Raw genomic sequence first — 20,641 nt, 5'->3', positions numbered from 1 at the left:
GCGCAGCAGTTCGCGGATCACGGCAGTCAAGTATTCGGCATTGCCCTCACCATCCACGATGCCGCAGGGCTTGCCGCCAGCAGCCTCGCCAAAGCTCACACCCTTCAGGAAGCGGATGGACTCTTTGGCTGTGTCCGGCTGGTTCTTGCTCAGGAACTCTTTCTGGCTGCGCCGGGCGGAAAACAGGTTGTTGTCCGTGGGCAGCGTCTTGTCCCAGCTTCGTATGATGTCCGGAAGGGCAGCGCCTTCCGTCTTTGATTTCGTATAGCTTTTCAGCGCACCTATGCTGTCCGTCACCTTGTCGAACTTGCCCACCTGCAGCGCATCGCTTATCTCGATGTCCATCTGCCCGGGTTCGTTCACCTTGCGGCTGATCTTGGTGATACGGCTCTGACGGTAGCCTTTTTCCGGGAAATACTTCCGGCTCTCCAGCTTCACCCGTCTGCCCACAAACAGGTCTATGCCGTGCTCCTCGATGTATACCGGGTCTGTCGGGGCTTTGTAGGCGGCAATGTCCAGCCAGTGGTCCCGATTGTACTCGTCCACCGCAACCGCAAACTCCTCTTCGGCCAGCCGGTAATACTCATCCGGCATCCGGATATTCCACAGGATATAGGTGTCGCCTGCTCGGGGCACCAGCTTGCCGCCCGGCAGCTGGGTGTCGTCATCGTAGGGCCAGATGGTGATCAGTTCGAATTCACGTGCCGCGCTGTCGTAGTTCACCTCAAAGTAGTGGTCATCGCTTTCTCCCAGTCCGGCAAGGTCGCCCGTCTGGAACGACACACGTTTGGTTTCTCCGGCCAGCTCGTACAGGTTGGGGTCAAAGTCCAGTTCCCCGTCCCGGAAATAATAGACGGTGAATTTGTTTCCTTCATCGTCTGCCACCTCCTCGCTGCGAACCGAGCTCACCGTACCGACCCGACGGGGGAAGATGCCGCTGAAAGCATCCTGCTCGTAATGGTCATAGATGCCATATTCCTCCACGCCCTGCTCGATGTACTTCCTGCCGCCGGGAAGCATCAGACGCGGGCTGCCGTATTTCTCCGCATCGATGTTGCGGGTCGAGCCTACCGGGAACAGGCGCGTATAGAATTTGGCCGTGTTGCTCGTATCTCTTTCCAGGGAGGTCAGCCCCTTGCCATAGCCAAGGGTGATTTCTTCCCCGTGTTCGCAGCGGCACACGTTCACAGTCTGCCCCTCAACCCACCATTCCACCTTGCCGCCTGCCTTTTCCGCGATGGCTTTCAGCGCTTCGTCGCAGTACATCCCCTCGTAGTCTATCGTGATCAGCTCCGTACCTTCCACCGTACCCGTCTTCCAGTCAGTAATGTGGCCCATGCCGTTATTGATAGCCTTCACCACCATCGCCACATGCTCGCGGGGCGTGGCCGTCAGGGTAAACAGGGGGTTGGTGTCCCCGTCCGTCGTCTCCAGCACCAGGAACCGCTTGATCAGGCTCTCGATACCGTACAGCTTCAGGTTATACTCCCATTCACCATCGCTCACCTGCTTCGGCGTGTAGCGTTCTGTCAGCCAGTACCGTTCGCCCAGATAGTCCGTGTAGTCGTTCACGTCCAGGGGCAGGAAGGCATAATAGCTGAACGACAGGGAAAGCACATTGTCTCCCTGCACTTCCTTGCTTTGCGTCGAGCTGTCGTTCACGGCCACATCCGCACGCTTGGTTCCGGCTTTATCATATATCGTTAGAAGCATATTCTAATAGCGTTTGAATGGTTATATAATCGGTTTCGGTTCCCGGAACTTTACCCGGAACTTTCCGGCATGCACACCTTCCGTCCACAGATAGGTCAGCGGGGTGAACTTCGTACAGTCGGCATACTTCACCCGCAGCTGCAGATCCAGCTGGGGGAAACGGATCTCCAGCCAGCCGTCCTTCCCTTGCTTCAGGAAATTCACAAAGGCAAAGTACTGCTTCATCCAACCTGCCTGGGTCTTGTTGTAAAGCGCAAAATGCAGCGTCACGTCACGCGCTTCATTCCGTGGGGTCAGCACGGGGCTGTATTTTTCCCCGTGCTCTTCCCGTATGTCCACAGCCGTATCCTTCTTGGCCTTGCTCGGGGTCAGGATGGCCGTCAGGTTCTCCATGCCCCCGCGCCGGTCTTCCACCAGGAACACGCCGTATTCCGTCCAGATGTCCGTGCCGTTCACCAGCACCAGTCCGCTCAGTATATTGCCCATATCACTTCACTTTTAGTCCGTCACGTATCATTTTCTTTATCACTTCCTTCAGTTCGCCCAGGTGTCCGGCACTCACACCGGTGTTCTCGGCTATCCGGGCCAGATGCCCTTCAGCCGTGTCCATCTTCTCCACCACGCTTTCCAGCCGGTCGTCCATGCTGCTCCAGTGCTGCAGCCCGCCGGTGAACATGCCCTCCAGCTTCGTGCCCTGGTCCTGCGTCATGGCCGTAAAGCCGCCCGCTTTCGCACTTTGGCTCGTACCGCCCTGCTGCGTCTTGTCATAACCGGTGGCTGCCGCCAGGTTGTCACGCAGGGCAAGGGCTTCATCCATATACTGCATGTACTCTTCCATCAGCGCGTTCCGTTCCGCCTCGGTCAGTTCGTTGTCCTCCATGGCCTTGCCGAACTTCTCCCACCAGCCTTTCAGTTTGTCGCTGTACATCTCACCGATCTTGTTGCTCAGCATCGCCCGCATGAAGTACTCGGATATATCCTCCGCCGCATCCTTGGCACCGTACTTCATGTTCATCAGGTTGTCGATGAAGCTGCTGTACATACCGTCGAACGAAATGCCCGTCAGCCCTTCATACAGCTGGTCGGTCAGTTCCTCCAGCTTGCCGGCCTGGTCTATGTAGTCATCCAGTTTCTCGGTCAGTCGCCCGCCATAGCCTCCCTTACCGGTATTCTGGATTTGCGTCCACATATCCACGTTGCTGCGCAGTGCCTTCATTTCCTCCGGGCTCAGGCTCCACAGGTTCCCGTCCCACTGGCGGCCGATCTGTCCGCTCAGTTTGTCTATCTGTGCCTGGTTGAAACCGCCCCAGTAGTAGTTCCAGCTGTGGTGACTTCCGCTGTAGCGTGCCTGTTCCTTTGCTATCTGCAGATAGTTTGCATTCGTTTCTTTTTGGTATTTGTAAGCATCCCGGTAAGCTTCCACCGATTTTGTCCCCTTGCTTGCCTTAATGGTATCGGTCAGGTCTTCGATGGAAGTCTGCAGTTTCTCGTTCCGGTCCGTAAGACGGTCTATAGCCGCCTGCACTTCCCTGGCGTTCCCGCCGATGCCGAACAGTTTGTTGAAACCTCCGAAAGACACCGTGTTCAGCAGTCCTCCGATACCATTCACAAGGGAACCGCCTATCTGTTTGAACAGGTCTCCGCTGAGGATATTGTCGAGTATTCCGGTTATCGCATTGAAAATGGTATCTATCAATGATGAGATAATCGGGCCAATACCGTCTTTCAGCAAATCCAGTATGGAGAGAATGGCCGATATGATTTGTCCGATGACTCCGGCACTTGACAGGGTTTCGGACATCCGGCTGATGGCATCGCCGACCTTGCCTCCGATATTCAGTTTTGAAAGACCGGTAAGCATGTTCTGGATTCCTTCAAATGATCCCTGCAAGGTTCCGCTCGCAAAGCCGTGCAACCCGTCGGATACCATGTTCAACCCGTCAACCGTGTCCCGGGAGGCACTTTTCACCTCCCCGGCAAGCGCCTTCATTTCAGAGGTGGCGTTCAGGTATTCTTCGTCAGCTGAAATGCTGGACGATTGGGCCATTTGAAGAGCGATTTTAGTACGTTCTATTTCTGCCTGGTTACCGCTTTCAAGAGCCTTGTTGTAATCGGTCTGCGCTGCTTTTAACCGAATGAATGCCGCTTCCTGCTGCAGTTCCGCATTTTGCACGCGTGTTACGGCATCCCCCAAAGCGTGCATCTGCGTTTGCAGCCGGGCAAAATCCAATGTCCCGTTGCCACCGGGGAGCATGCTTTGAATCCGTTCGATGGCATCGTAAACGACCTGCTGGTCTGCGGCTCCCGTTTTTTTGAACTCATCCGTCTTGACATACTGTTTAAGCTCGCCAAGCAGGTTCTTCATCTGGTCTGCAAGCAGACCGGTCAAATCCCCGAACGCTGCTCCCCAGTCTATCTTCTGGGTAAGGGCTTCCATGTCCACTTTGTGCACAGCCGCATCACGCTGCTTCTCCAAAGTCAGCCTTTCTCCCTGGGACTGTGCCTTGCGGATTTTCTCGGCATATTCTTCAGCGATGGCCAGTTTCTGCTGCTGGAAGGTACCGTATTCCTTCAGATAGTCACGCATGGCTTCCGCCTCTTCCCTGTACACGTCCGCCTCCGCTTTTTTCCTTGACTCGGTGTTTGAGGCACGGGCTTTTTCAAGTTCATCCTGTTGCTCCCGGGTAAGTCCGTTATCTCCGGTGGAAAGACCGGCTTCCTTGTTCTCACGCTTCCAGTCGGCTTCCTGCCGGTTTATCTCTTCTTTCCGGGCGTTATAGTCATATTCGATTTGTGCCAGTTTCTTTTCGGTACCGGCTTGCATACGGTCTATCTCTTCCTTCCGGTTCTCGGCCTGCAGGGCGGCAAGATCCTGCGCCAGCCTGCGCTCTGTGGCAAGCCGTTGCTTGGCTTCCGCTTCCGGATTCTTCCCGGACTGTTCGGGGTCGGTATGTCCGCCGATATTTCCTTTTTTGGCTGCTTCTGCCGCTTTCTTTACCTCTTCCTCCGCTTTTTTCAGATAACCGTCGCGTTTGTTTTCGGCATTTTTCAACAGTATGTCATAAGCTTCCTGATCATGTTTCTTAATGGCAGCCTGTGCATCATAGAACTGCCCGGATTCTGCCATGCTTGACTGCATGATATATTGTCCCCATTTCCCGAAAAAACCCATGGCGCTTTCCGCCTCTTCCGGTTTCTGCGCCTTGATTTTATTCACCTCTTCATCGGCTTCTGCAGCTTTTTTTACAAGGTTCTGGACATTGGCCTGGTGCAGCAGGACCTGTACATAGTCCTCGCTCTTTTGGATAAGGGTATCATACCATTCGGAAAGTGTTTTATAATACCCGAAAGATTCCCCGTACTTGCGGTTCAGTTCCTCTACCTTCGCCTTTTCCTGTTCCTTGCTGCCGGTGAAGTTCTTTATTTCATCGATGACCGATTTCAGTTCGAAGCGGGTACGCACCATCTGGGCACGGCCGTCCTTCTCTATCTCGGTCATTTCCTTGACTGATACGTTGAATTCATCCACGCCTTTTTTGGCACTGAACAGGTTTTTCGTCCAATCCCAGATTTCATCACCGTACATTACCAGCAGCATGATGCCGGTGGTCATGGCCGTCTGCCAGGAAAAGAGCGAGGACAGGACCTGTTTCCATACCGGTGTGCCTTTCTTGCCTGACTTCTGCAGCTCATCATATTCCTTACGGGCACGGGCCAGTTCGTCCGTAAAAGTCGGCAGGTTGTTGGATATGGCCAGAAAGAACATCTGCGGTCCCATGGCCAAAGAAGGCATTTCACGGGCCATCTGCTGGATGCTGTTGTGAAGCCCGTTGAACTGGCGCTGTGCATTGGGCATGTCTGCAGGGGTGACCTGCACGGATTCCGATTCCTCCTGCAGCAGTTTCAGTTTGCCGCGCAATTCCTCAAGCTGCTTCTCCAGTGCATGGATCTGCGCGATATTGGCACTCTGGTCCAGATTGGGGGCAGCCGTCTCCCCGGCAAGGCGCAGCCTTTCCAGTTCAGCCTCCAGCAGCCTGACGGTATTACGCAGTTCCAGCGCCTCACGTTCGGCCTTGTTCATGCCGGGCGTGAGTTTGTCCTTCATCAAAAATTCAACTTCTACAGGTTTGCTCATTCCAGTTTGCTTTGAAAAAATCCTACTATATCGTTCGCTTCATCCTCGGCGCTGTGTTCCGGTCTGGGAGCACCGTTTCCGCCGCCTTGCTTTTTCCGCACATACCGCGGCGCGTCGCTCAGCATCATGATCAGCGTCTGGTAATTCACCCCATCAAGGATGTAATCCACGCTCCAGCCGGTCGCCGATGCAATCTGCCACACGAAGCCGAAAGGGCTATGGGAACCTTCATACCGGGTTCTTAACTCCCCTTCCTTGCCTGGCTCAGTCTCGGAGTCATCGGGTTCGCCCGCGCTGTCGAGCTGATAATACGCATAAAATCCTTCGTGCCCATCAGACGCTCGAATGTTCGGAACATGGCCGTCAGATAACGCCACTCCACAAAGTTCCGCAGTACCCACGCTGTCACCCCGATGCCCACGTGCCGCGACACGTATCCCCGGCATACCGTATAGGCCAGCAGGCGGCTCACAGCCTTACCATGCTCCGCCACAAAGGCCAGTTCCTCGGTCTTGTCCTTCGGTTGCCAATCGGGTTTGACACCCGTCTTCAGGTATTCCCGCGCCAGCAGAATCTGACCCCGCAGCCTCGGACGCTTCATCGTCACACGCACCTCCACCGGGCGTTTCAGCCACGGAAGCTTCCACCTTTTAAGAGGTACGGACACGCCGCTGTCAAGCAGCGCGTCCGCACACTCCATCTCTATCAGTTGTTCCAAACGGTCAGCCATACGTTAGCCCTCCTCACTTTGGAGCGATGCTGCAGCCGCGGCTTCCGCCGGCGGCAGCTTGTACTGCCCCCACTCGTCCGGTATTGCTTCCGTATCGAACACGCCGTAAGGCTGCGAACCGTCCTCCGGCATCGCCACTTCGAGCGTAACCTCTATCTTGGAGGTTTCTGTAAGGGTCAGCTTGCCTGCAGGATTGGAAAGCAGCGTGGCGTTGGGAATCAGTACGCTCTGTCCGGACACGAGGGAGAGTTCCCATGGTCCCTGCATGACAAGCACCTCCGACGGGGCTGTCCAGCCGATCGGAGTTTTCTTTTCCGAGTCTTCTTTCTTATAATGCAGGCTGCCGCCAAGCAGTTTGTGCAGGTTCGAATAGTTCATCTGGATCACATTGAACGTCGGGGCGATGCCGCCGTTACTCTGTGGGATGACCAGCACCGGGGCACCCTGCACCTGTTCGGCCTCGATCTTCGCGGCCTCGGGTTTCTTGCCGCCCAGGTCAAACGAGTTCTTTTCAATATACCCGATTGTGAAATCCTTATACTTTACGGCTCCTATGCCGTACATGAAATTCTTGTTCATCGTTTATAAAGTTTGATGGTTAATAACACACCGGCCAATAAGCCGGCCAATACACCTGTGATAAACGTCCGCATCCGGTTCGGAGGGCGTTTTTCTACTGTTTGAACGTCATTTGAAATTTCGCTCTTGGTTTCGCTACGGATGCGCGCCAGCTCTTCTTCATACCATAGCACCAGCTGCTGCAGACTGTCACACGAGGCTTCGGCCACGATGTTCCCGCTGTCGTCGCTGCCTACGGTCAGATTCGCCTGTCCGCTCTTGCCACGGTACACGGCACCTTCAGGAAGTTTACGGAGGCTGTCCGCAGGTATAGACAGCTTCACCGAACTCGCCGGTATACCCGCCATCACCAGTCCCGCCCGTCGGCTTCCGCTCGCGCTGTCGGTGCTTGCCGATTCCGTCTGTATCTTCTCCACCGTCGTGCTCTTCCTGCTGCTTGCGCAGCCCGCCAAGCACAGGACAGTCATCATGATGGCGGCAACTGTTGGCAGTGTCAATGGCCTTGCGCAGTCGCGCCATTTCGCGCTTGTTGGCCTGCAGGTCTTTTCTTGTTGCATTCAGTTCTTCTTTTAAGGGTACCACAATATTGCTCACCAAAACGCGGGTGGCATGTTCTGCGTTATCCACACGCACACCCTCTGCGTCGGCTTCGGCTTTCATCGCTTCCGCTTTCGCTTTCCTCACCGTAGCACGCAGGGAACCGATGGCTGCTGCAGTACCCACAAGGCCGCCGCTAAGAATAATGTTCATGATCTCGCTAAAGTCCATACCACCCGTTTTTTAGTCAGTCAACCTTTTATTCTGCTTCCTCGCGTTTCTTTCGGAATAGTCCGATAACCCATTGCACCAGTCCCGTGTCGGCTACCCCATTGGCTACAAGTGAGGCACCAAAACCATAGAGCAAGGCAATGTCCCAGCTCACATCACTCACAAATCCGGCATCAAGCCACCACAGTAGCATCGCGCACACCAAGCCCACACACCAGCTCACCAGCTGCGTCACCCAGCCTTTCATGTTGGGGAACAAACCTTTCAACCCTTCAGTAAGCACCACCACACCGCCGACGAAACCGGCAAAGGTGCCAATCATTGCGTCATAGTCCGTTGCCGGAACATCGGCCCCTTGGGCCATCACAGCCGATACTGTTCCCAGCATCAGCATCATAAACAGCATAATTCGTTTCATTGATTGCTTCTTTTATTATTGGTTAATACCTATTTCTTTCAGCCATTTCTGTACATCGAAACTGGGGCAGGCTTTGGCCGCCAGCTCGTTGTGTCCCACAATGCGCACATCCGGGAATCTGCGATGGAAGTCCTTCACATACTTCTCCAGTGCCTTTTTCTGGCAGCCGGTGCGGGTGTCCTTCGGGGTCTTGCCGTCCTTGGCCACACCGCCGGCATACACAATGTGGCGGCTCACGCTGTTGTACCCCTTGGCTCCGTTGGTCACTTCCCAGGGATCCACCTGCGCATCCTCGTTGTTGTTCACCAAGCGTTCCACACCGCCCTGCAGGTGGAACAGGTCGGTGTAGCCCACCTGTTTCCAACCTCTGCCACCCTGGCTTACGGGCGAAGTGTGCCACTTCCGGATGTCCGCCGATGATACCTCACGCCCCTCCGGGGTTGCCGTACAGTGAATTACCAGATACTTCAATTTTGCCATACCATCTTATCCTTTCTGGTTTTGGGTAATGGTAATCTTGGCCGTCTTGCTGCGGTCGGCATTGAGCGTAAGGGTCAGTGTACCGGTTTTCTGACTGCCACTGTTTGCACCGGCCGAAATCTTCACGCCTTTATCCGTCGCTTCCACCTTGAAGCCGGCAGGGGCACTGCCTATCTCATATTCTCCGCTGGCGGTCACGGTCACTTCTTCACTGCCACCGGTTGCCTCAAGGGTCACACTGGCAGGGTCAACTGAAATCTTCTTCTCGCTCGCCTTGAACACGGGGTTGCTTCGCTTGTCCAGCACCACCACTTCTTCACCGAAGGCAATGTTCGTGTCAGCCTTCATCAGCATCTTGAAGAAGTACAGTTCGCTCGCGTTCGAGATCTTGTCAATCTGAATCACGTCTTCATCGTCCTGCAGGTTCACAGCCGCAAACAGGTTGCCGCCGGCATCGGGCGAACAGAGGGTGCACACAATCAGATCATCGGGCCAGGCCGCAAGCGTCTCAATGGTAATGCCCTTGTAGCGACGGGCATTCACATCGGTTTCGCTCGTGTTCTTGGACTCGCGCTGGGTCAGCTCGTCATCATACTTGTCAAAGTCGTTCACGCTCATCAGAATGCGGAGGTCCGGGTTGTTGCGGATGGCCACGGGAATCTTCGCACGCATGGCTTTCAGTCTGCCCAGCATGGTCGATTCTGCGCTGTCCACCACAATCACCTCAGTATCCTTGGCCATCTGGGTCAGGATGCCGTTAAACAAGTGGTCGTCATCATCCCCATATTCACCGTTCACATAGTGGTCACCCAGTTCAAACTGTACCCGCTTGGCCAACTCGGCAAGCAGGGCGTTCTGCGCTTCGGGCGGAAGTTCCGAGAATACCAGGTTGCCCTTCGGCTGCCATTTGCGCCAGATGTTCTCGAACGTGCGGGGGTTAAACACCGTAAAGGCCATGAAGTCCACCGGGTCAAGACTCTTTTCGTCGTAGTTGAAGTTGCCCTTCGAATCCTCCACGCCGGGGTTCTCCTTGCGCTTCTGGAGCATCTTGCCGGTCTTCAGGCGCGGCAGGCTGATTTTCTTCTCCACACCGGGAATCACCATGATCAGCCCCTTTTCCACAATCTCATTGCTCGTAGCGGCAAGCGTCAGCAACTGTTCCAGTACCTCGCCGCTGTAATTCGTGTTTCTTACAATTATTGCCATAGTTCAATCACTTTTTACGTTTGTCCTTAATTTCTCGCATACGCCTGTTCCAGGGGCTTTCTTCACCATTCGGTTCCAGATGCAGGTCTTCCATCACACGGCGCTTTACCGGCAGTTGGGCCAGGGCCTTTTCGCCGTTCTCGCGGTCATTGGCCAAAAGGTTTTCGTAGATGGGGCGGGTAGTCGCATCAATGCGACCGTCCTGCTCGGCTGCGTCAAGCAGCTGCTTGCGGGCGGCAAGGTCTTCGGCTTCAGCCTTGTCTTCGTAGGTCTTCACCTTGGCCTTCAGGTCGGTGTTCTCTTTCGTAAGGATAGGTACCTTGCCTGCCTCTTCCTCCAGTTGGTCCATCAGGCGGAACACATCCGCATCACTCGCGCAGTCCTTGAAGCGCGGGCGTTTCTTTACGTCTTCCAGATTCATGTCTTCTCTGTTTTTTTGTGGCTCAACGAGCCGGTTATTGAATAAAGTATATATCTGCGCCGGTGTACTGTCTGCCGGCACGGGGTCTGCATCATAGATGTCGTCTATGAAACCAAGGTCCAGGGCTTCCTTGGCGGTCAGCCAATGGTCCTCGCCGTCAAAATAGGTCTGTTTCACTTCTTCCTTGCTCATGCCCAGCCGCTCGGCATAGATTTCACTCAAGCTGCCTTCCAGGCTTTCTATCTCTTCCATGCAACGCTGCAGGTCCTGCTTGTTGCCGTAACACCCGCCGCTCACACTGTGCAGCATCAGACGGGCATATTTGCTCATTTCTACGGGCTTGCCGCAAAGGGCTATCACACTGGCCATGCTGGCGGCTATGCCATCCACATAAATGCGGATGTCGGCCTGGCTATGGCGCAGGGCGTTGAATATCGCAATGCCGCTGTACACTTCCCCGCCGTTGCTGTTGATACGCACATGGATGCGTCGGCTCACGCGTTCGGCTTCCATCAGTTCCTGGGCTATGCGCCCGCTTTGCACCTCCGTATAGTCTCCGATGTCCCCGTACAGGAATATCGTACTGGTGCCGTCGTCACTCGTTGTAATATTGAAAAATCTGCTCATCGTCATGTCTTTACCAGCGGTTTCCCCGCCTTTCGATGGTGCGAAAATAGAACATTCCCATGGCACCAAGAAACCGCGTCCGCATCATAACGTTTTCTGGCGTTATCATAACGCTGTAACCCGTCATCATGCGTACGCGCTTTTACAAACCCCGCTTTTTCATGCAATTTTGTAACGTGATTTACAACTAAAAAGGACGATTTATGGCAGATTTGACGAATGCCCAGAAAAAGGAATGGGCAAAAACTTTGTACCTCAAGGAAAACCTCACACAGCAGGAAATCGCCGACCGGGTGGGCGTGTCACGGGTGTCCGTGTCCAACTGGGTACGGGCCGGGAAGTGGGAGGAACAGAAGGTGGGGCTTACGCTCACAAGGCAGGAACAGGTGGCTAACCTCTACCGGCAGGTGGCCGAAATAAACAAGGCCATCGCCGAACGGCCCGAAGGGGAACGGTTCCCCTCATCCAAGGAGGCTGACATCCTCGGGAAACTGTCGGCGGCCATACGCAACATGGAGCAGGAAGTGGGCATTGCCGACATCATCAGTGTCCTCACCGGGCTCATCGACTGGGTACGGGCGGCCGACCTCGAAAAGGCAAAGGAAATTACACGCCTGGCCGATGCGTACATTAAAGACAAATTATAAAGGGATAGACAATGAAACAGACTGACAGACTCGCTCTCCTCGATTGGGAGAAGTACAAAGAAGACATCGCAAGGGCTACACCGGTCGATAGGAACATGACGGCAGCCGAACGGGAAAAACACCGGGAATATCTTGAGAAACATCCCATAGAATGGATCAAGTTCTTTTTTCCGAATTATGTCAAATATGAATTTGCCGACTTCCAGAAAAAGGCTATCCGGCGGATCATTGCACACGATGAATGGTTTGAGGTGCTTTCTTGGAGCCGTGAGCTGGCCAAATCCACCGTCACCATGTTCATCGTCATGAATCTCACGCTTACCGGACGCAAAAAGAATGTGATTCTGACCTCCAACAGCAAGGACAATGCGGTGCGCCTGCTCGATCCCTACCGGGCCAATCTCGAAGCCAACGGACGCATCATGGCATACTACGGCAAACAGGAACTGCCGGGCTCATGGACCGAGGATGAATTCACCACCAAAGGGAAGGTCTCTTTCCGCGCACTGGGTGCCGGACAATCTCCGCGTGGTTCGCGAAACGAGGCCATACGTCCCGACGTACTGCTGGTCGATGACTTTGATACGGACGAGGATACCAAGAACCCGGACATCATCCAGAAGCGCTGGGACTGGTGGGAAAATGCGCTGTATCCCACAAGGTCCATTTCCGAACCTACACTGGTCATCTTCTGCGGAAACATCATCGCCAAGGACTGCTGCGTGGTGAGGGCGGGCGAAATGGCCGACTCCTGGGACATCGTGAACATCCGCGACAAAAACGGTTTTTCCACATGGCCGGAAAAGAACTCGGAAGAGGACATCGACCGCACACTGTCCAAAATATCCAAAAAGGCGGCACAGGGAGAATATTTCAACAACCCGATTTCCGTGGGAGAGGTATTCGAAAACATTGCATACGGCAAGGTTCCGGCACTCTCCAAATTCAAGTTCCTCGTGGTGTATGGCGACCCGGCACCGGGCGAAAGCAAGGGTAAGAAAGGCAAATCCTTCAAGACGGTTTCGCTCTGTGGCAAATTGGGTGGCAGGCTTTACGTCATCAAGACTTTCCTGGCACAGGCGCTCAATGCGGAGTTCATTGACTGGTATGTCCGGATGCTTGAATTTGTCGGGGGCAAGACCAATGTCTATTGCTACATGGAGAACAACAAGCTGCAGGACCCTTTCTTCCAACAGGTGTTCAAACCGCTGGTGGCAAAAGTACGCCGCGAACAGAAGATTGCGCTGTTCATCCGGGGCGACGAGGAGAAGAAGACGGACAAGGCTACGCGCATCGAGGCCAACCTTGAACCGCTCAACCGCGAGGGGAACCTCATCCTCAACGAGGCTGAACGGGACAATCCGCACATGAAGGAACTGGAGGATCAGTTCAAGTTGTTCACCCTGACCATGCGCTATCCGGCCGACGGACCGGATGCGGTCGAAGGGGCGAACCGTATCATTGACGAACTGATCAGGCGCATTGAACCGCCCGTATTCCGATCACGGAAGGATGTAAGAAAACGGAATAAGAAAAGATTATGACAACTCTAAAACAATAGGACTATGAGCAAATTTGTTGAACTTACCGATTACGATGCGAGCATCCACCGAGACATCCTCGACGCACTGGTTCGCGAAGACGAAACGGTCATTGAGGTTTGCGAGGACAGGGCCATTGCCGAAATGCGGTGTTATCTGGGCAAACGCTACGACTGCAACAAGATTTTTGCAGCCACCGGCGAGAACCGTAACCAGCTCGTGCTGATGATGGTCATCGACATGGCGGTCTATCACATCTTCTGCATCCACAACCCGCAGAAACTTTCCCAGGTACGCAAGGATCGTTACGAACGGGCGGTGGAATGGATGAAGGCGGTGGCCGACGAGGACATTTCAATCGAAGGGGCTCCGCTGCTGCCCGAGGAACAAAGGGCGGGCAGGTCGGATTTCCGCATTCAAAGCAACCGCAAACGAACGAACCACTGGTAAAAAGCAAGCATCATGAAAAAGAAAAACAGAAAAAACAACAAAGCCGGCATCATCACCGTAGGGGGAAACTTCACGTTGCCGGGACAAAAGAGACCGAATGTGATTGTGCTCACACAGCCCAAACGCTTCGGGCTGGACATTTCCGACTACATGGCAGCCGTAAGGGTGGCCGAGAATGTCGATTTCTCGCGACGTTACAAACTTTATGACCTCTACGAGGACATTCTGATGGATACCCACCTTTCCTGTGTGCTCGAAAAGCGAAAGAATGCCGTGCTGTGCTCCAACATGGAATTCCGGGTGGACGGGAAGCCCGACGATAAAATCAACGAACAGATACAGTCGCCCTGGTTCAACCGGCTGGTGGGTGACATCCTTGATGCGAAATTCTGGGGCTTCTCGCTCTGCCAGTTCTACAAGCTGCAGGAGTGGGTGGATTATGACCTGGTACCACGCAAGCATGTGGATCCGGTCAGGGAACTCATCCTGCGCCACCAGACGGACATTACCGGCCATTCCTGGAATGAATATACCGACCTGCTGTTTGTGGGTTCACCGTCCGATTTGGGGCTGTTGGCCAAGGCTGCACCTTGGGTCATCTACAAACGTAACACTACGGGCGACTGGGCACAGTTCTCCGAGGTATTCGGCATGCCTATCCAGGAATATATCTATGATTCCGACGACGACGAGTCACGCCAGCGGGCCATGGAGGATGCGGCCAATGCCGGAAGTCTGGCGCAGTTCTTCCATGCCAAGGACACGGAACTCAAACTCACGGAAGCCGGAAACAAAACAGGGTCTGCCGATGTCTATGAACGCCTCTGCGAGCGGTGCAACAACGAAATTTCCAAACTGATACTGGGCAATACGCTGACCACCGAATCGTCCGAAAAAGGCACGCAGGCTTTGGGTACGGTTCATAAGAAAGTAGAGGACAAGGTACTGGAGGCCGACCGGAAGTACGTGCTCAACGTGCTGAATTACGACATGACGGACATTCTGCTGCGCATGGGCATCAACACCGAAGGGGGTACGTTCTGTTTCCCCGAACCGAAGGAAACGGATGCCGGTACCAAAATATCCATCCTCACGCAGCTGAAGAAGAACTTCAACATCCCCATCGACGACGACTATCTCTATGAGGAATTCGGTATCGACAAACCGGCCAATTACGAGCAGCTGAAGGCGGAACAAAAGACGGCTGAACAAGCCGACCAGATTCCAAGCCCGAAGAAGGAGCCGGAGCCAGCGAATAAGGGACGGGATGATGAACCGACACCGAAACAGAAAAGAAACTTCCGGAACTGGCTCAAAGGTTTTTTCGTGAAAGCCCCGGCAGACGGGGCAGCTTTAGACTGGTAGTCGACAGACTGTATGCGGCTGATAATGGCAGCATCTCCATGGAGTTTGACTTCTCCGAAGAGGTGCTGCGGCGTGCCTTGCTGAACATATACAGCAGGGACTTTCATCCGGCAACCGAAATCGAAATCAACCTGTTCAATGAAATATGGGCAAAGATGGACAAGGCGGCAAAGGAAGGGTTCAGCAAATCCAAGGCCATTACTCCGGACGAGGATTTCAGAAATGCCATACTCCGGAACAATGCCGTATTCTCGGCATTCAAGGTACATCGTATGCAGAATGACATGGCACGACTTTTATTGGATTCAAACGGCATTTTAAAACCGTTCGACAAATGGGTACAGGAAGTCTTGCCCATTGCTTCCCATCAGGTTCGTCACTGGCTGCAGACGGAGTATGATACGGCGGTCATCCGGGCGCATCAGGCGGCTGACTGGCAACAGTTCCTGCGCGAACGCGATATTCTGCCCAACCTCAAATGGCTACCGTCCACCTCCATTCATCCGGGGGCTGACCACCGCCCGTTCTGGAATACCATCCGGCCGATTGATGACACGTTCTGGAACATCCACCGACCGGGCGACCGGTGGAACTGCAAGTGCGACCTCACTGCCACCGACGAGGAGCCGACACCACTTCCGGACGAAGACGACAAGAACAAACCCCAGCCCGGACTGGATAACAATCCGGGAACGGACGGCAAACTGTTTTCCGACAATCATCCATATCAGGCAGAAGCCCACAAGGGTGCCCAAAAAGCGGTGGATAAACTTATGGCCCGTATTGACGAGATGATTGCGGAAATGCCGGACTACCTTACCGGGGAGGAAAAAATGGCCATTGCCCGGAACAACCTCGAAATGGAAAAGGCTCTTAAAATCAAAAAAGGAAAACCTATGGATGTGGATAAGGCGGACAAACAGAATGCAAATCCCAAACATGTGGAAGAGTATATTTTGGATTCCAAAGGAATATACCGCGATAAAAGGGGAAACAGATACCGGAAGAACAGCGATTACGATAAAAAACGGGATACTCCATACAGTATCAACTGCCAGACTTGCGCACCGGCATACGCTTTACGATTACGTGGATGGGATATTACCGCCAAAGGCAATGTCGCAGGGTCTAAACTTGAATATCTGAGTAATGGACGTGCTTTTGAAGTCTGGAAAAACACCGACGGTACTCCGGCGCAACATATAAGTATAAACAGCTGGCTTGCGCACAAAGGATACCTGAAAATGACCCCTAAAAGGTACATGGAGTATTTCAATGAGGTATGTAAGGAAGAAGGCGTGTATGAATTGTGCATCGGCTGGAAAAGTGGAGGAGGTCATGCTACAATCCTGCAACGGTTTGCGGATGGTGAACTAAGGTATATCGAACCCCAAAGCGATAATTCTGCCGGTTCAGGAATGGAATGGAAAGACGTAAAATATTTATGTGAAATAGGAGCTGCGACTTCCCACAACTGCAGGGGAGTCCTGAGAATTGACAATAAGCTATTCGATGTCTCCTTCCTCGATATTTTCGATACATGAATCGATAACGTCAAGGGATAACGGACCGGTTATTTCGGTTGCGTCTTTACCGTCATACAGATAGACGAAAGGATAACCGGTACAGGAGTCCCCCGGAAACTTGAACACATAGGCTTCCTGGCCTTCATAAATACCAAGGTATTCGAAGGTGTCACCGTATTGCTCAATAAGTACACGGGCCTCGTTCTTTACTTGTTCCGGTATATTCATAACGCATAAAAGGCATATTGGAAGCCTCGGTTGCAAAGTTATAAATTATTCTTGAATTACTGATGATTATGGACATAAAAGATTTTACGGAAATGATAAAGCGGAAACGTGACAGGCTGGACAGTATGATGCGCCGCAAAATGCCAGTCATGGTAGGACGAATGGCCAAAGACCATTTTCAGGATAACTTCCGGCAGGGTGGATTTGTCAATGGCGGTCTTCACCCTTGGCCCAAAGCCAAACGGCTGTCCTCGGGAGGTTCCGATGCCGCCAGCAATTATGGAACGCTGCTCTCCGGCAGGAAACATCTGTTCAAATCGGTCGGATATACACCTGCAGACTACCGGGTAAGGGTATTCAACGAGGTGGTCTATGCACCCATCAACAACTGGGGCGGGGAAATCGATGTCACCGTCACAGACCGCATGAGGCGCTTTGCATGGGCCAAGTTCTACAAGGCTTCGGGAAAAAGAAAAAAAGCCGGCACAGGGCAAAAGAAACGCGTCAAACGACGTTCCAAGCCGAAGGAACTGAATCCGCAGGCACAATTCTGGAGGAACATGGCGCTTACCCAAAAAAAGAAACTGCACATCCGCATCCCGCAGCGCCAGTTCATGGGCGAAAGCGAAGAATTGAACCGGCGTATCCGGGAAAAGGTGGACCAGGAAATTACCAACATTTTAAACCAATAACGATATGGACGAAATTTTTATCGCAATCATGGAACAGATTGCACAGGAAATGCCGGAACTCTCTCTCATCGACGAGGACTACGGACAATTGGAAATGGGAGCAGAAGAAGACCAGTACCCGGTCACTTTCCCTTGTGTATTAATCGGAAATACAAACTCCGACTGGCACGACCTCGGATACGGGGCACAGAAAAGCGAATCCGCACTGACCGTCCGGCTGGCCATCGATTGTTACGACGATACAAGCTACGCATCCGGCACGTATGACAAGGTGAGGGAAAGGCAGCAGCTGGCCAAGAAATTATACAAGTCGCTGCAGTGTCTGCAATGCACGGACAACGCTTCGCCGCTGGTACGCGAGAAAAGCCGTTCGTATGCCATGCCGCATTACATCAAGGTCTATGAAATGACGTTCTCATTCACACTGCACGATGAATCGGCCATGCCGTCATCTTATGGGGAATAGTTCCAGCTGGGCGGCAGTCAGACGGGGGGCTTTCACCTTGGGAACAGGCTTCAGATTGTAGTCTGTTCCCTCACGTGATTTCCGGCGGATGATGGTCATGATACGTTCCTCGGATATAAAGAATTCGCGCTCCGACAACACTTTTAAAGCATCGTCGAACCGCAACCGCTGTATTTCTGTCCAATAGTAGTAACGACGGCATAGTGCCTCGTCACGCAGCTTGATCAGTTCTTTATCCCGTCCTTTGCCCATACATTTTATTTCTCTTACAAAAATAACTGATTTCCATCTATTTTAAGAACAAAAGCGCCGCAATTATAACAACTGCGGCGCTTTCTGTTTATAGGGTTAACGGGTTTCGGCTACAAACGGCAGAAACTGGGTTCAATGCGGGTCCATACGCCGTTTTCAGGGTTGCGGCGGCTGAAGTAGTAGTTGGTGGCATTGCGCTGCACTACATTAGCTTCCTTGAACAGGCGCATGATGTCTGCATACTCTTCATCGAACTTATCTTCCAGTTCATACAGCTTTGAAATGCTCTTGTAGTCCAGGTCGCCCATCTTGTTGCGCTCCAGCAGGGTCATGGCCATCTGATACATCGGATCATCAGAACCTTTCTCGCTGTTCTGCATGTAGCGCTTCAAATAGTCAATCAGACGGTCGGCTGCCATGTCGGCTCGTTCATCGAAGCCTTTCACCTTGTTGCTTTTCACTTCCAGACGGAAGTCTCCGTCCGTAATGGTATAGCTGCGCTGTTCGTCGCTTTTCACCTGGCCGTATTCCTTCATCACCTTGGTAAAGGCATCGGCTTCTTTTTCCAGCCATCCGCGGAACCCGGTCACGGCATTCACCATCTCAAGAACGTTGGTCTTTACTTCGTGCATAAACTCACCGCGTAATGCCTCGTAAGTTTCACGACGGGCGATGCGGTCTTCTTTCTCTTCTTGCTGCAGCTGGGCCATGAGGGCTGCTCGCTGTTCTTTACTCAGGGACTTGATGTCCACACTTTGATTGTTCTTTTCCATTTTAAATCATTTTAGTTGTTAATCAGCTATTACTTTGTCATCCTTCAGCAGCAAAGCGAATGTCCTGTCTCTTTCTGCTTTGGTTTCAAACTTCTTGTATGTCTTCCAGCCACCGTTTATGCCGGTACACATCTTTATCCTCGGGCCTGGATAATCATCCTTTCGTATTATACAGAACCCCGCTTTTATCAGCTTGTCTTGGTCATCTATCCTCATAATCATCCTGCTTTTCCGGTTCATCGTCTATCAGCATGGCCTCCCCATTGGCATACGCCCAGTCGGCCAGTTCGTTGAAAAACTCCGCTGCATCCTGGTTCTCCATATCGGATGTCGTAAGGGTCACGTCTTTTCTTATGCGCTCAAGCGCTTCATGTGCTTTTTTATCCATATTGCTCTATTTATCGGTTAAACCTCCTTTTCGTTGGATAGCCCGCAGTTTGATGGCCAGTTGTTCCAGCTCGGCTGTACTAACCTGAACAAAGGGCTTGCCGGCTATCCGGGGGTTGTTGCAGAATTCGTTCACCCGGTTCCAGTCGGTGGTGTCTATACCCAACTGTTGCATCAGCTTCAGGCAGACGCTGCGTTTCCGTCGCAGTTCCTCGCGAAGTTTCTGCCGCCATTCGTCTTGTCCGCTCAGTTTCTCCAGAGCAGTACAACAAACTTCATACTCCTTGGCCGTCATTTCCTTCAGACTGTCTGTCCGGTTCCACGTGTACTGCAGCACGATTTGTTTTTTTGAATTCCTCCCGATCGCCCTGATAAGGCAGTTTGTTGAACAATGCATAGAACCGGGCGAAATTGGTTACTTCCTGTACCATATCATCCTTTCACTTTTTTCTCCACTGAAAGAATTGCCAAACTTATCATCATAAGTTTTACAGACTGGCTGTCCTCTTCAAACAAATCAATATCCGCAACCACAGGCTCACCGCTCATGGTGTTCCATATTTGCTCTACCTCTTTCGTCTTCTTTTGATTCATCAAAAAGAGATACGCGTCATACTCGGAACGGTCAAATTCAAATACGACCTGAACTTTCTGTTTTTCTTCCATACATTCACTATTAAAAGGTTATTCAAACAATACTTTAATGCCACACGAACTGGCTACGTCAAGCTCCAGTTTGGCTCCCTTGCTCAGTTCCCAGTCCTTCAGCATGTAGATATAGTCACAAGCCAGCAACAGGGCAATGTCGGCCCGCATGTGGGCTCTCCAATGAGCTTCATCCGGCAATCCGTTCCTGAAAGGGTTTACAGGATCATAGCCTTGTGCCATCAGTTTCTCCTCGGCACGGCTGAAGGCTTCCTTGCGCTCATTCATATCATAGTGCGCGATGGCTCCGCTGATGTACACTTTCCCGGCACCGGTCGCTTCACCACGTTGAAAAGCCTTGTGTCGTTCCCACCGTTCCGGAACCACCACACTGTAGTTGCACGATTGGCAGCAGCAGCCTTCTTCTTTCACCGGGAACGGATTGTATCCGTAGCCCTCATACTCTTTGCCGCAGATGCAGCACACTTTCTTTTCTTCTTTCTTTTCCATCACTTCAAATCTTTAATGTTTATTTGGCAGGACGGATGCCATACCTGAATATTCCGAGCAAACATCACATCCCTGGTTTCTA

General features: G+C 52.7%; 24 protein-coding genes and 2 pseudogenes. 7 read left to right on the top strand and 19 right to left on the bottom strand.

The genetic code is table 11. The features are described from left to right. The 12 genes and pseudogenes from QK890_RS06570 to QK890_RS06515 all read right to left on the bottom strand — a co-directional run. Positions 1-1,713 (bottom strand): annotated as a pseudogene (locus QK890_RS06570) (hypothetical protein); the annotation flags it as partial. 21 nt (positions 1,714-1,734) lie between these two features. Then, positions 1,735-2,199, bottom strand: a complete 465-nt coding sequence (locus QK890_RS06565) for a hypothetical protein (RefSeq protein ID WP_005798248.1) — start codon at positions 2,197-2,199, stop codon at positions 1,735-1,737. 1 nt (position 2,200) lies between these two features. Then, positions 2,201-5,848 (bottom strand): viral A-type inclusion protein, encoded by a 3,648-nt coding sequence (locus tag QK890_RS06560; RefSeq protein ID WP_367627256.1) that lies wholly within the window; start codon positions 5,846-5,848, stop codon positions 2,201-2,203. Next, positions 5,845-6,051, bottom strand: a complete 207-nt coding sequence (locus QK890_RS06555; RefSeq protein ID WP_007562496.1) for a hypothetical protein — start codon at positions 6,049-6,051, stop codon at positions 5,845-5,847. Before QK890_RS06555 ends, QK890_RS06560 begins: the two co-directional genes overlap by 4 nt. 38 nt (positions 6,052-6,089) lie before the next feature. Further along, positions 6,090-6,578, bottom strand: a complete 489-nt coding sequence (locus QK890_RS06550) for a hypothetical protein (protein WP_005798252.1) — start codon at positions 6,576-6,578, stop codon at positions 6,090-6,092. Between the two features lie 3 nt (positions 6,579-6,581). Then, positions 6,582-7,157 (bottom strand): hypothetical protein, encoded by a 576-nt coding sequence (locus QK890_RS06545; protein ID WP_005798256.1) that lies wholly within the window; start codon positions 7,155-7,157, stop codon positions 6,582-6,584. Next, positions 7,154-7,480 carry a hypothetical protein gene (locus QK890_RS06540; RefSeq protein WP_224205180.1) on the bottom strand — a complete coding sequence of 109 codons (327 nt, stop codon included), beginning with the start codon at positions 7,478-7,480 and terminating at the stop codon, positions 7,154-7,156. The genes QK890_RS06545 and QK890_RS06540 overlap by 4 nt, the downstream gene beginning before the upstream one ends. Further along, positions 7,446-7,925, bottom strand: a complete 480-nt coding sequence (locus QK890_RS06535) for a hypothetical protein (RefSeq protein WP_007562503.1) — start codon at positions 7,923-7,925, stop codon at positions 7,446-7,448. Before QK890_RS06535 ends, QK890_RS06540 begins: the two co-directional genes overlap by 35 nt. Positions 7,926-7,953: 28 nt before the next feature. Further along, positions 7,954-8,343, bottom strand: a complete 390-nt coding sequence (locus tag QK890_RS06530) for a hypothetical protein (RefSeq protein WP_007562505.1) — start codon at positions 8,341-8,343, stop codon at positions 7,954-7,956. A 15-nt stretch (positions 8,344-8,358) separates the two neighbouring features. After that, positions 8,359-8,823 carry an N-acetylmuramoyl-L-alanine amidase gene (locus QK890_RS06525; protein WP_007562507.1) on the bottom strand — a complete coding sequence of 155 codons (465 nt, stop codon included), beginning with the start codon at positions 8,821-8,823 and terminating at the stop codon, positions 8,359-8,361. A gap of 6 nt (positions 8,824-8,829) precedes the next feature. Continuing rightward, the gene (locus QK890_RS06520; RefSeq protein ID WP_007562509.1) at positions 8,830-10,029 is read right to left on the bottom strand and encodes a BACON domain-containing protein; all 1,200 of its coding nucleotides are present in this window, start codon (positions 10,027-10,029) and stop codon (positions 8,830-8,832) included. Positions 10,030-10,036: 7 nt separating this feature from the next. Next, a complete protein-coding gene (locus QK890_RS06515; RefSeq protein WP_022199168.1) occupies positions 10,037-11,077 on the bottom strand; it encodes a head maturation protease, ClpP-related in 1,041 nt (346 codons plus the stop codon). A 203-nt stretch (positions 11,078-11,280) separates the two neighbouring features. Here QK890_RS06515 and QK890_RS06510 point away from each other — a divergent pair, with 203 nt between their 5' ends. The 5 genes from QK890_RS06510 to QK890_RS06490 are packed head-to-tail and all read left to right on the top strand — an operon-like array spanning position 11,281 to position 16,624. Next, positions 11,281-11,724: a helix-turn-helix domain-containing protein gene (locus QK890_RS06510; protein ID WP_007562513.1), complete on the top strand. Its 444-nt coding sequence runs from the start codon at positions 11,281-11,283 to the stop codon at positions 11,722-11,724. 11 nt (positions 11,725-11,735) lie between these two features. Continuing rightward, positions 11,736-13,268 (top strand): hypothetical protein, encoded by a 1,533-nt coding sequence (locus QK890_RS06505; protein WP_007562515.1) that lies wholly within the window; start codon positions 11,736-11,738, stop codon positions 13,266-13,268. A 21-nt stretch (positions 13,269-13,289) separates the two neighbouring features. Next, entirely contained in the window at positions 13,290-13,715 is a 426-nt protein-coding gene (locus tag QK890_RS06500; RefSeq protein WP_007562516.1) for a phage protein Gp36 family protein, read from the top strand. A 12-nt stretch (positions 13,716-13,727) separates the two neighbouring features. Continuing rightward, on the top strand, positions 13,728-15,080 hold the full coding sequence (locus tag QK890_RS06495) for a DUF935 family protein (protein WP_007562517.1): 1,353 nt from the start codon (positions 13,728-13,730) through the stop codon (positions 15,078-15,080). A 38-nt stretch (positions 15,081-15,118) separates the two neighbouring features. After that, positions 15,119-16,624 (top strand): toxin glutamine deamidase domain-containing protein, encoded by a 1,506-nt coding sequence (locus QK890_RS06490; RefSeq protein WP_117878770.1) that lies wholly within the window; start codon positions 15,119-15,121, stop codon positions 16,622-16,624. On the opposite strand, the gene QK890_RS06485 is transcribed toward QK890_RS06490, so the two are convergent. Further along, positions 16,586-16,834, bottom strand: a complete 249-nt coding sequence (locus tag QK890_RS06485; RefSeq protein ID WP_007562519.1) for a hypothetical protein — start codon at positions 16,832-16,834, stop codon at positions 16,586-16,588. The genes QK890_RS06490 and QK890_RS06485 overlap by 39 nt on opposite strands. Positions 16,835-16,902: 68 nt before the next feature. Here QK890_RS06485 and QK890_RS06480 point away from each other — a divergent pair, with 68 nt between their 5' ends. After that, positions 16,903-17,526: a hypothetical protein gene (locus tag QK890_RS06480; protein WP_181975829.1), complete on the top strand. Its 624-nt coding sequence runs from the start codon at positions 16,903-16,905 to the stop codon at positions 17,524-17,526. A gap of 4 nt (positions 17,527-17,530) precedes the next feature. After that, positions 17,531-17,992 (top strand): hypothetical protein, encoded by a 462-nt coding sequence (locus QK890_RS06475; protein WP_007562523.1) that lies wholly within the window; start codon positions 17,531-17,533, stop codon positions 17,990-17,992. Here the strand turns inward: QK890_RS06475 and QK890_RS06470 are convergent. The 6 genes and pseudogenes from QK890_RS06470 to QK890_RS06445 all read right to left on the bottom strand — a co-directional run bounded on the left by QK890_RS06470 (position 17,975) and on the right by QK890_RS06445 (position 20,370). Continuing rightward, positions 17,975-18,244: a hypothetical protein gene (locus QK890_RS06470; protein WP_007562525.1), complete on the bottom strand. Its 270-nt coding sequence runs from the start codon at positions 18,242-18,244 to the stop codon at positions 17,975-17,977. The two genes, QK890_RS06475 and QK890_RS06470, sit on opposite strands and share 18 nt — an antisense overlap. Positions 18,245-18,354: 110 nt before the next feature. Beyond that, a complete protein-coding gene (locus QK890_RS06465) occupies positions 18,355-19,017 on the bottom strand; it encodes a DUF3164 family protein (protein WP_007751532.1) in 663 nt (220 codons plus the stop codon). Positions 19,018-19,035: 18 nt separating this feature from the next. Then, positions 19,036-19,233: a hypothetical protein gene (locus QK890_RS06460; protein ID WP_007562529.1), complete on the bottom strand. Its 198-nt coding sequence runs from the start codon at positions 19,231-19,233 to the stop codon at positions 19,036-19,038. Positions 19,234-19,411: 178 nt separating this feature from the next. Next, positions 19,412-19,835, bottom strand: a pseudogene (locus QK890_RS06455) (hypothetical protein). A 1-nt stretch (position 19,836) separates the two neighbouring features. After that, positions 19,837-20,070 carry a hypothetical protein gene (locus QK890_RS06450; RefSeq protein ID WP_007562534.1) on the bottom strand — a complete coding sequence of 78 codons (234 nt, stop codon included), beginning with the start codon at positions 20,068-20,070 and terminating at the stop codon, positions 19,837-19,839. A gap of 18 nt (positions 20,071-20,088) precedes the next feature. Further along, a complete protein-coding gene (locus QK890_RS06445; protein ID WP_306434009.1) occupies positions 20,089-20,370 on the bottom strand; it encodes a DUF4406 domain-containing protein in 282 nt (93 codons plus the stop codon). Positions 20,371-20,641 lie beyond the last annotated feature (271 nt).

Origin of the sequence: Bacteroides sp. NGMCC 1.200775 (assembly GCF_040798045.1) — a bacterium.
Taxonomy (GTDB): domain Bacteria; phylum Bacteroidota; class Bacteroidia; order Bacteroidales; family Bacteroidaceae; genus Bacteroides; species Bacteroides hominis.
Note: the sequence above shows the minus strand (reverse complement) of the source record. Positions and strands in the feature narration are given on the sequence as shown.

Coding starts and splice junctions, on each gene's coding strand:
- QK890_RS06520 (WP_007562509.1), bottom strand. CDS start 10,029: ATGGCAATAATTGTAAGAAACACGAATTACAGCGGCGAGGTACTGGAA.
- QK890_RS06505 (WP_007562515.1), top strand. CDS start 11,736: ATGAAACAGACTGACAGACTCGCTCTCCTCGATTGGGAGAAGTACAAA.
- QK890_RS06500 (WP_007562516.1), top strand. CDS start 13,290: ATGAGCAAATTTGTTGAACTTACCGATTACGATGCGAGCATCCACCGA.
- QK890_RS06485 (WP_007562519.1), bottom strand. CDS start 16,834: ATGAATATACCGGAACAAGTAAAGAACGAGGCCCGTGTACTTATTGAG.
- QK890_RS06490 (WP_117878770.1), top strand. CDS start 15,119: ATGGAGTTTGACTTCTCCGAAGAGGTGCTGCGGCGTGCCTTGCTGAAC.
- QK890_RS06525 (WP_007562507.1), bottom strand. CDS start 8,823: ATGGCAAAATTGAAGTATCTGGTAATTCACTGTACGGCAACCCCGGAG.
- QK890_RS06465 (WP_007751532.1), bottom strand. CDS start 19,017: ATGGAAAAGAACAATCAAAGTGTGGACATCAAGTCCCTGAGTAAAGAA.
- QK890_RS06560 (WP_367627256.1), bottom strand. CDS start 5,848: ATGAGCAAACCTGTAGAAGTTGAATTTTTGATGAAGGACAAACTCACG.
- QK890_RS06495 (WP_007562517.1), top strand. CDS start 13,728: ATGAAAAAGAAAAACAGAAAAAACAACAAAGCCGGCATCATCACCGTA.
- QK890_RS06480 (WP_181975829.1), top strand. CDS start 16,903: ATGGACATAAAAGATTTTACGGAAATGATAAAGCGGAAACGTGACAGG.
- QK890_RS06470 (WP_007562525.1), bottom strand. CDS start 18,244: ATGGGCAAAGGACGGGATAAAGAACTGATCAAGCTGCGTGACGAGGCA.
- QK890_RS06475 (WP_007562523.1), top strand. CDS start 17,531: ATGGACGAAATTTTTATCGCAATCATGGAACAGATTGCACAGGAAATG.
- QK890_RS06510 (WP_007562513.1), top strand. CDS start 11,281: ATGGCAGATTTGACGAATGCCCAGAAAAAGGAATGGGCAAAAACTTTG.
- QK890_RS06565 (WP_005798248.1), bottom strand. CDS start 2,199: ATGGGCAATATACTGAGCGGACTGGTGCTGGTGAACGGCACGGACATC.
- QK890_RS06550 (WP_005798252.1), bottom strand. CDS start 6,578: ATGGCTGACCGTTTGGAACAACTGATAGAGATGGAGTGTGCGGACGCG.
- QK890_RS06530 (WP_007562505.1), bottom strand. CDS start 8,343: ATGAAACGAATTATGCTGTTTATGATGCTGATGCTGGGAACAGTATCG.
- QK890_RS06535 (WP_007562503.1), bottom strand. CDS start 7,925: ATGGACTTTAGCGAGATCATGAACATTATTCTTAGCGGCGGCCTTGTG.
- QK890_RS06460 (WP_007562529.1), bottom strand. CDS start 19,233: ATGAGGATAGATGACCAAGACAAGCTGATAAAAGCGGGGTTCTGTATA.
- QK890_RS06545 (WP_005798256.1), bottom strand. CDS start 7,157: ATGAACAAGAATTTCATGTACGGCATAGGAGCCGTAAAGTATAAGGAT.
- QK890_RS06450 (WP_007562534.1), bottom strand. CDS start 20,070: ATGGAAGAAAAACAGAAAGTTCAGGTCGTATTTGAATTTGACCGTTCC.
- QK890_RS06515 (WP_022199168.1), bottom strand. CDS start 11,077: ATGAGCAGATTTTTCAATATTACAACGAGTGACGACGGCACCAGTACG.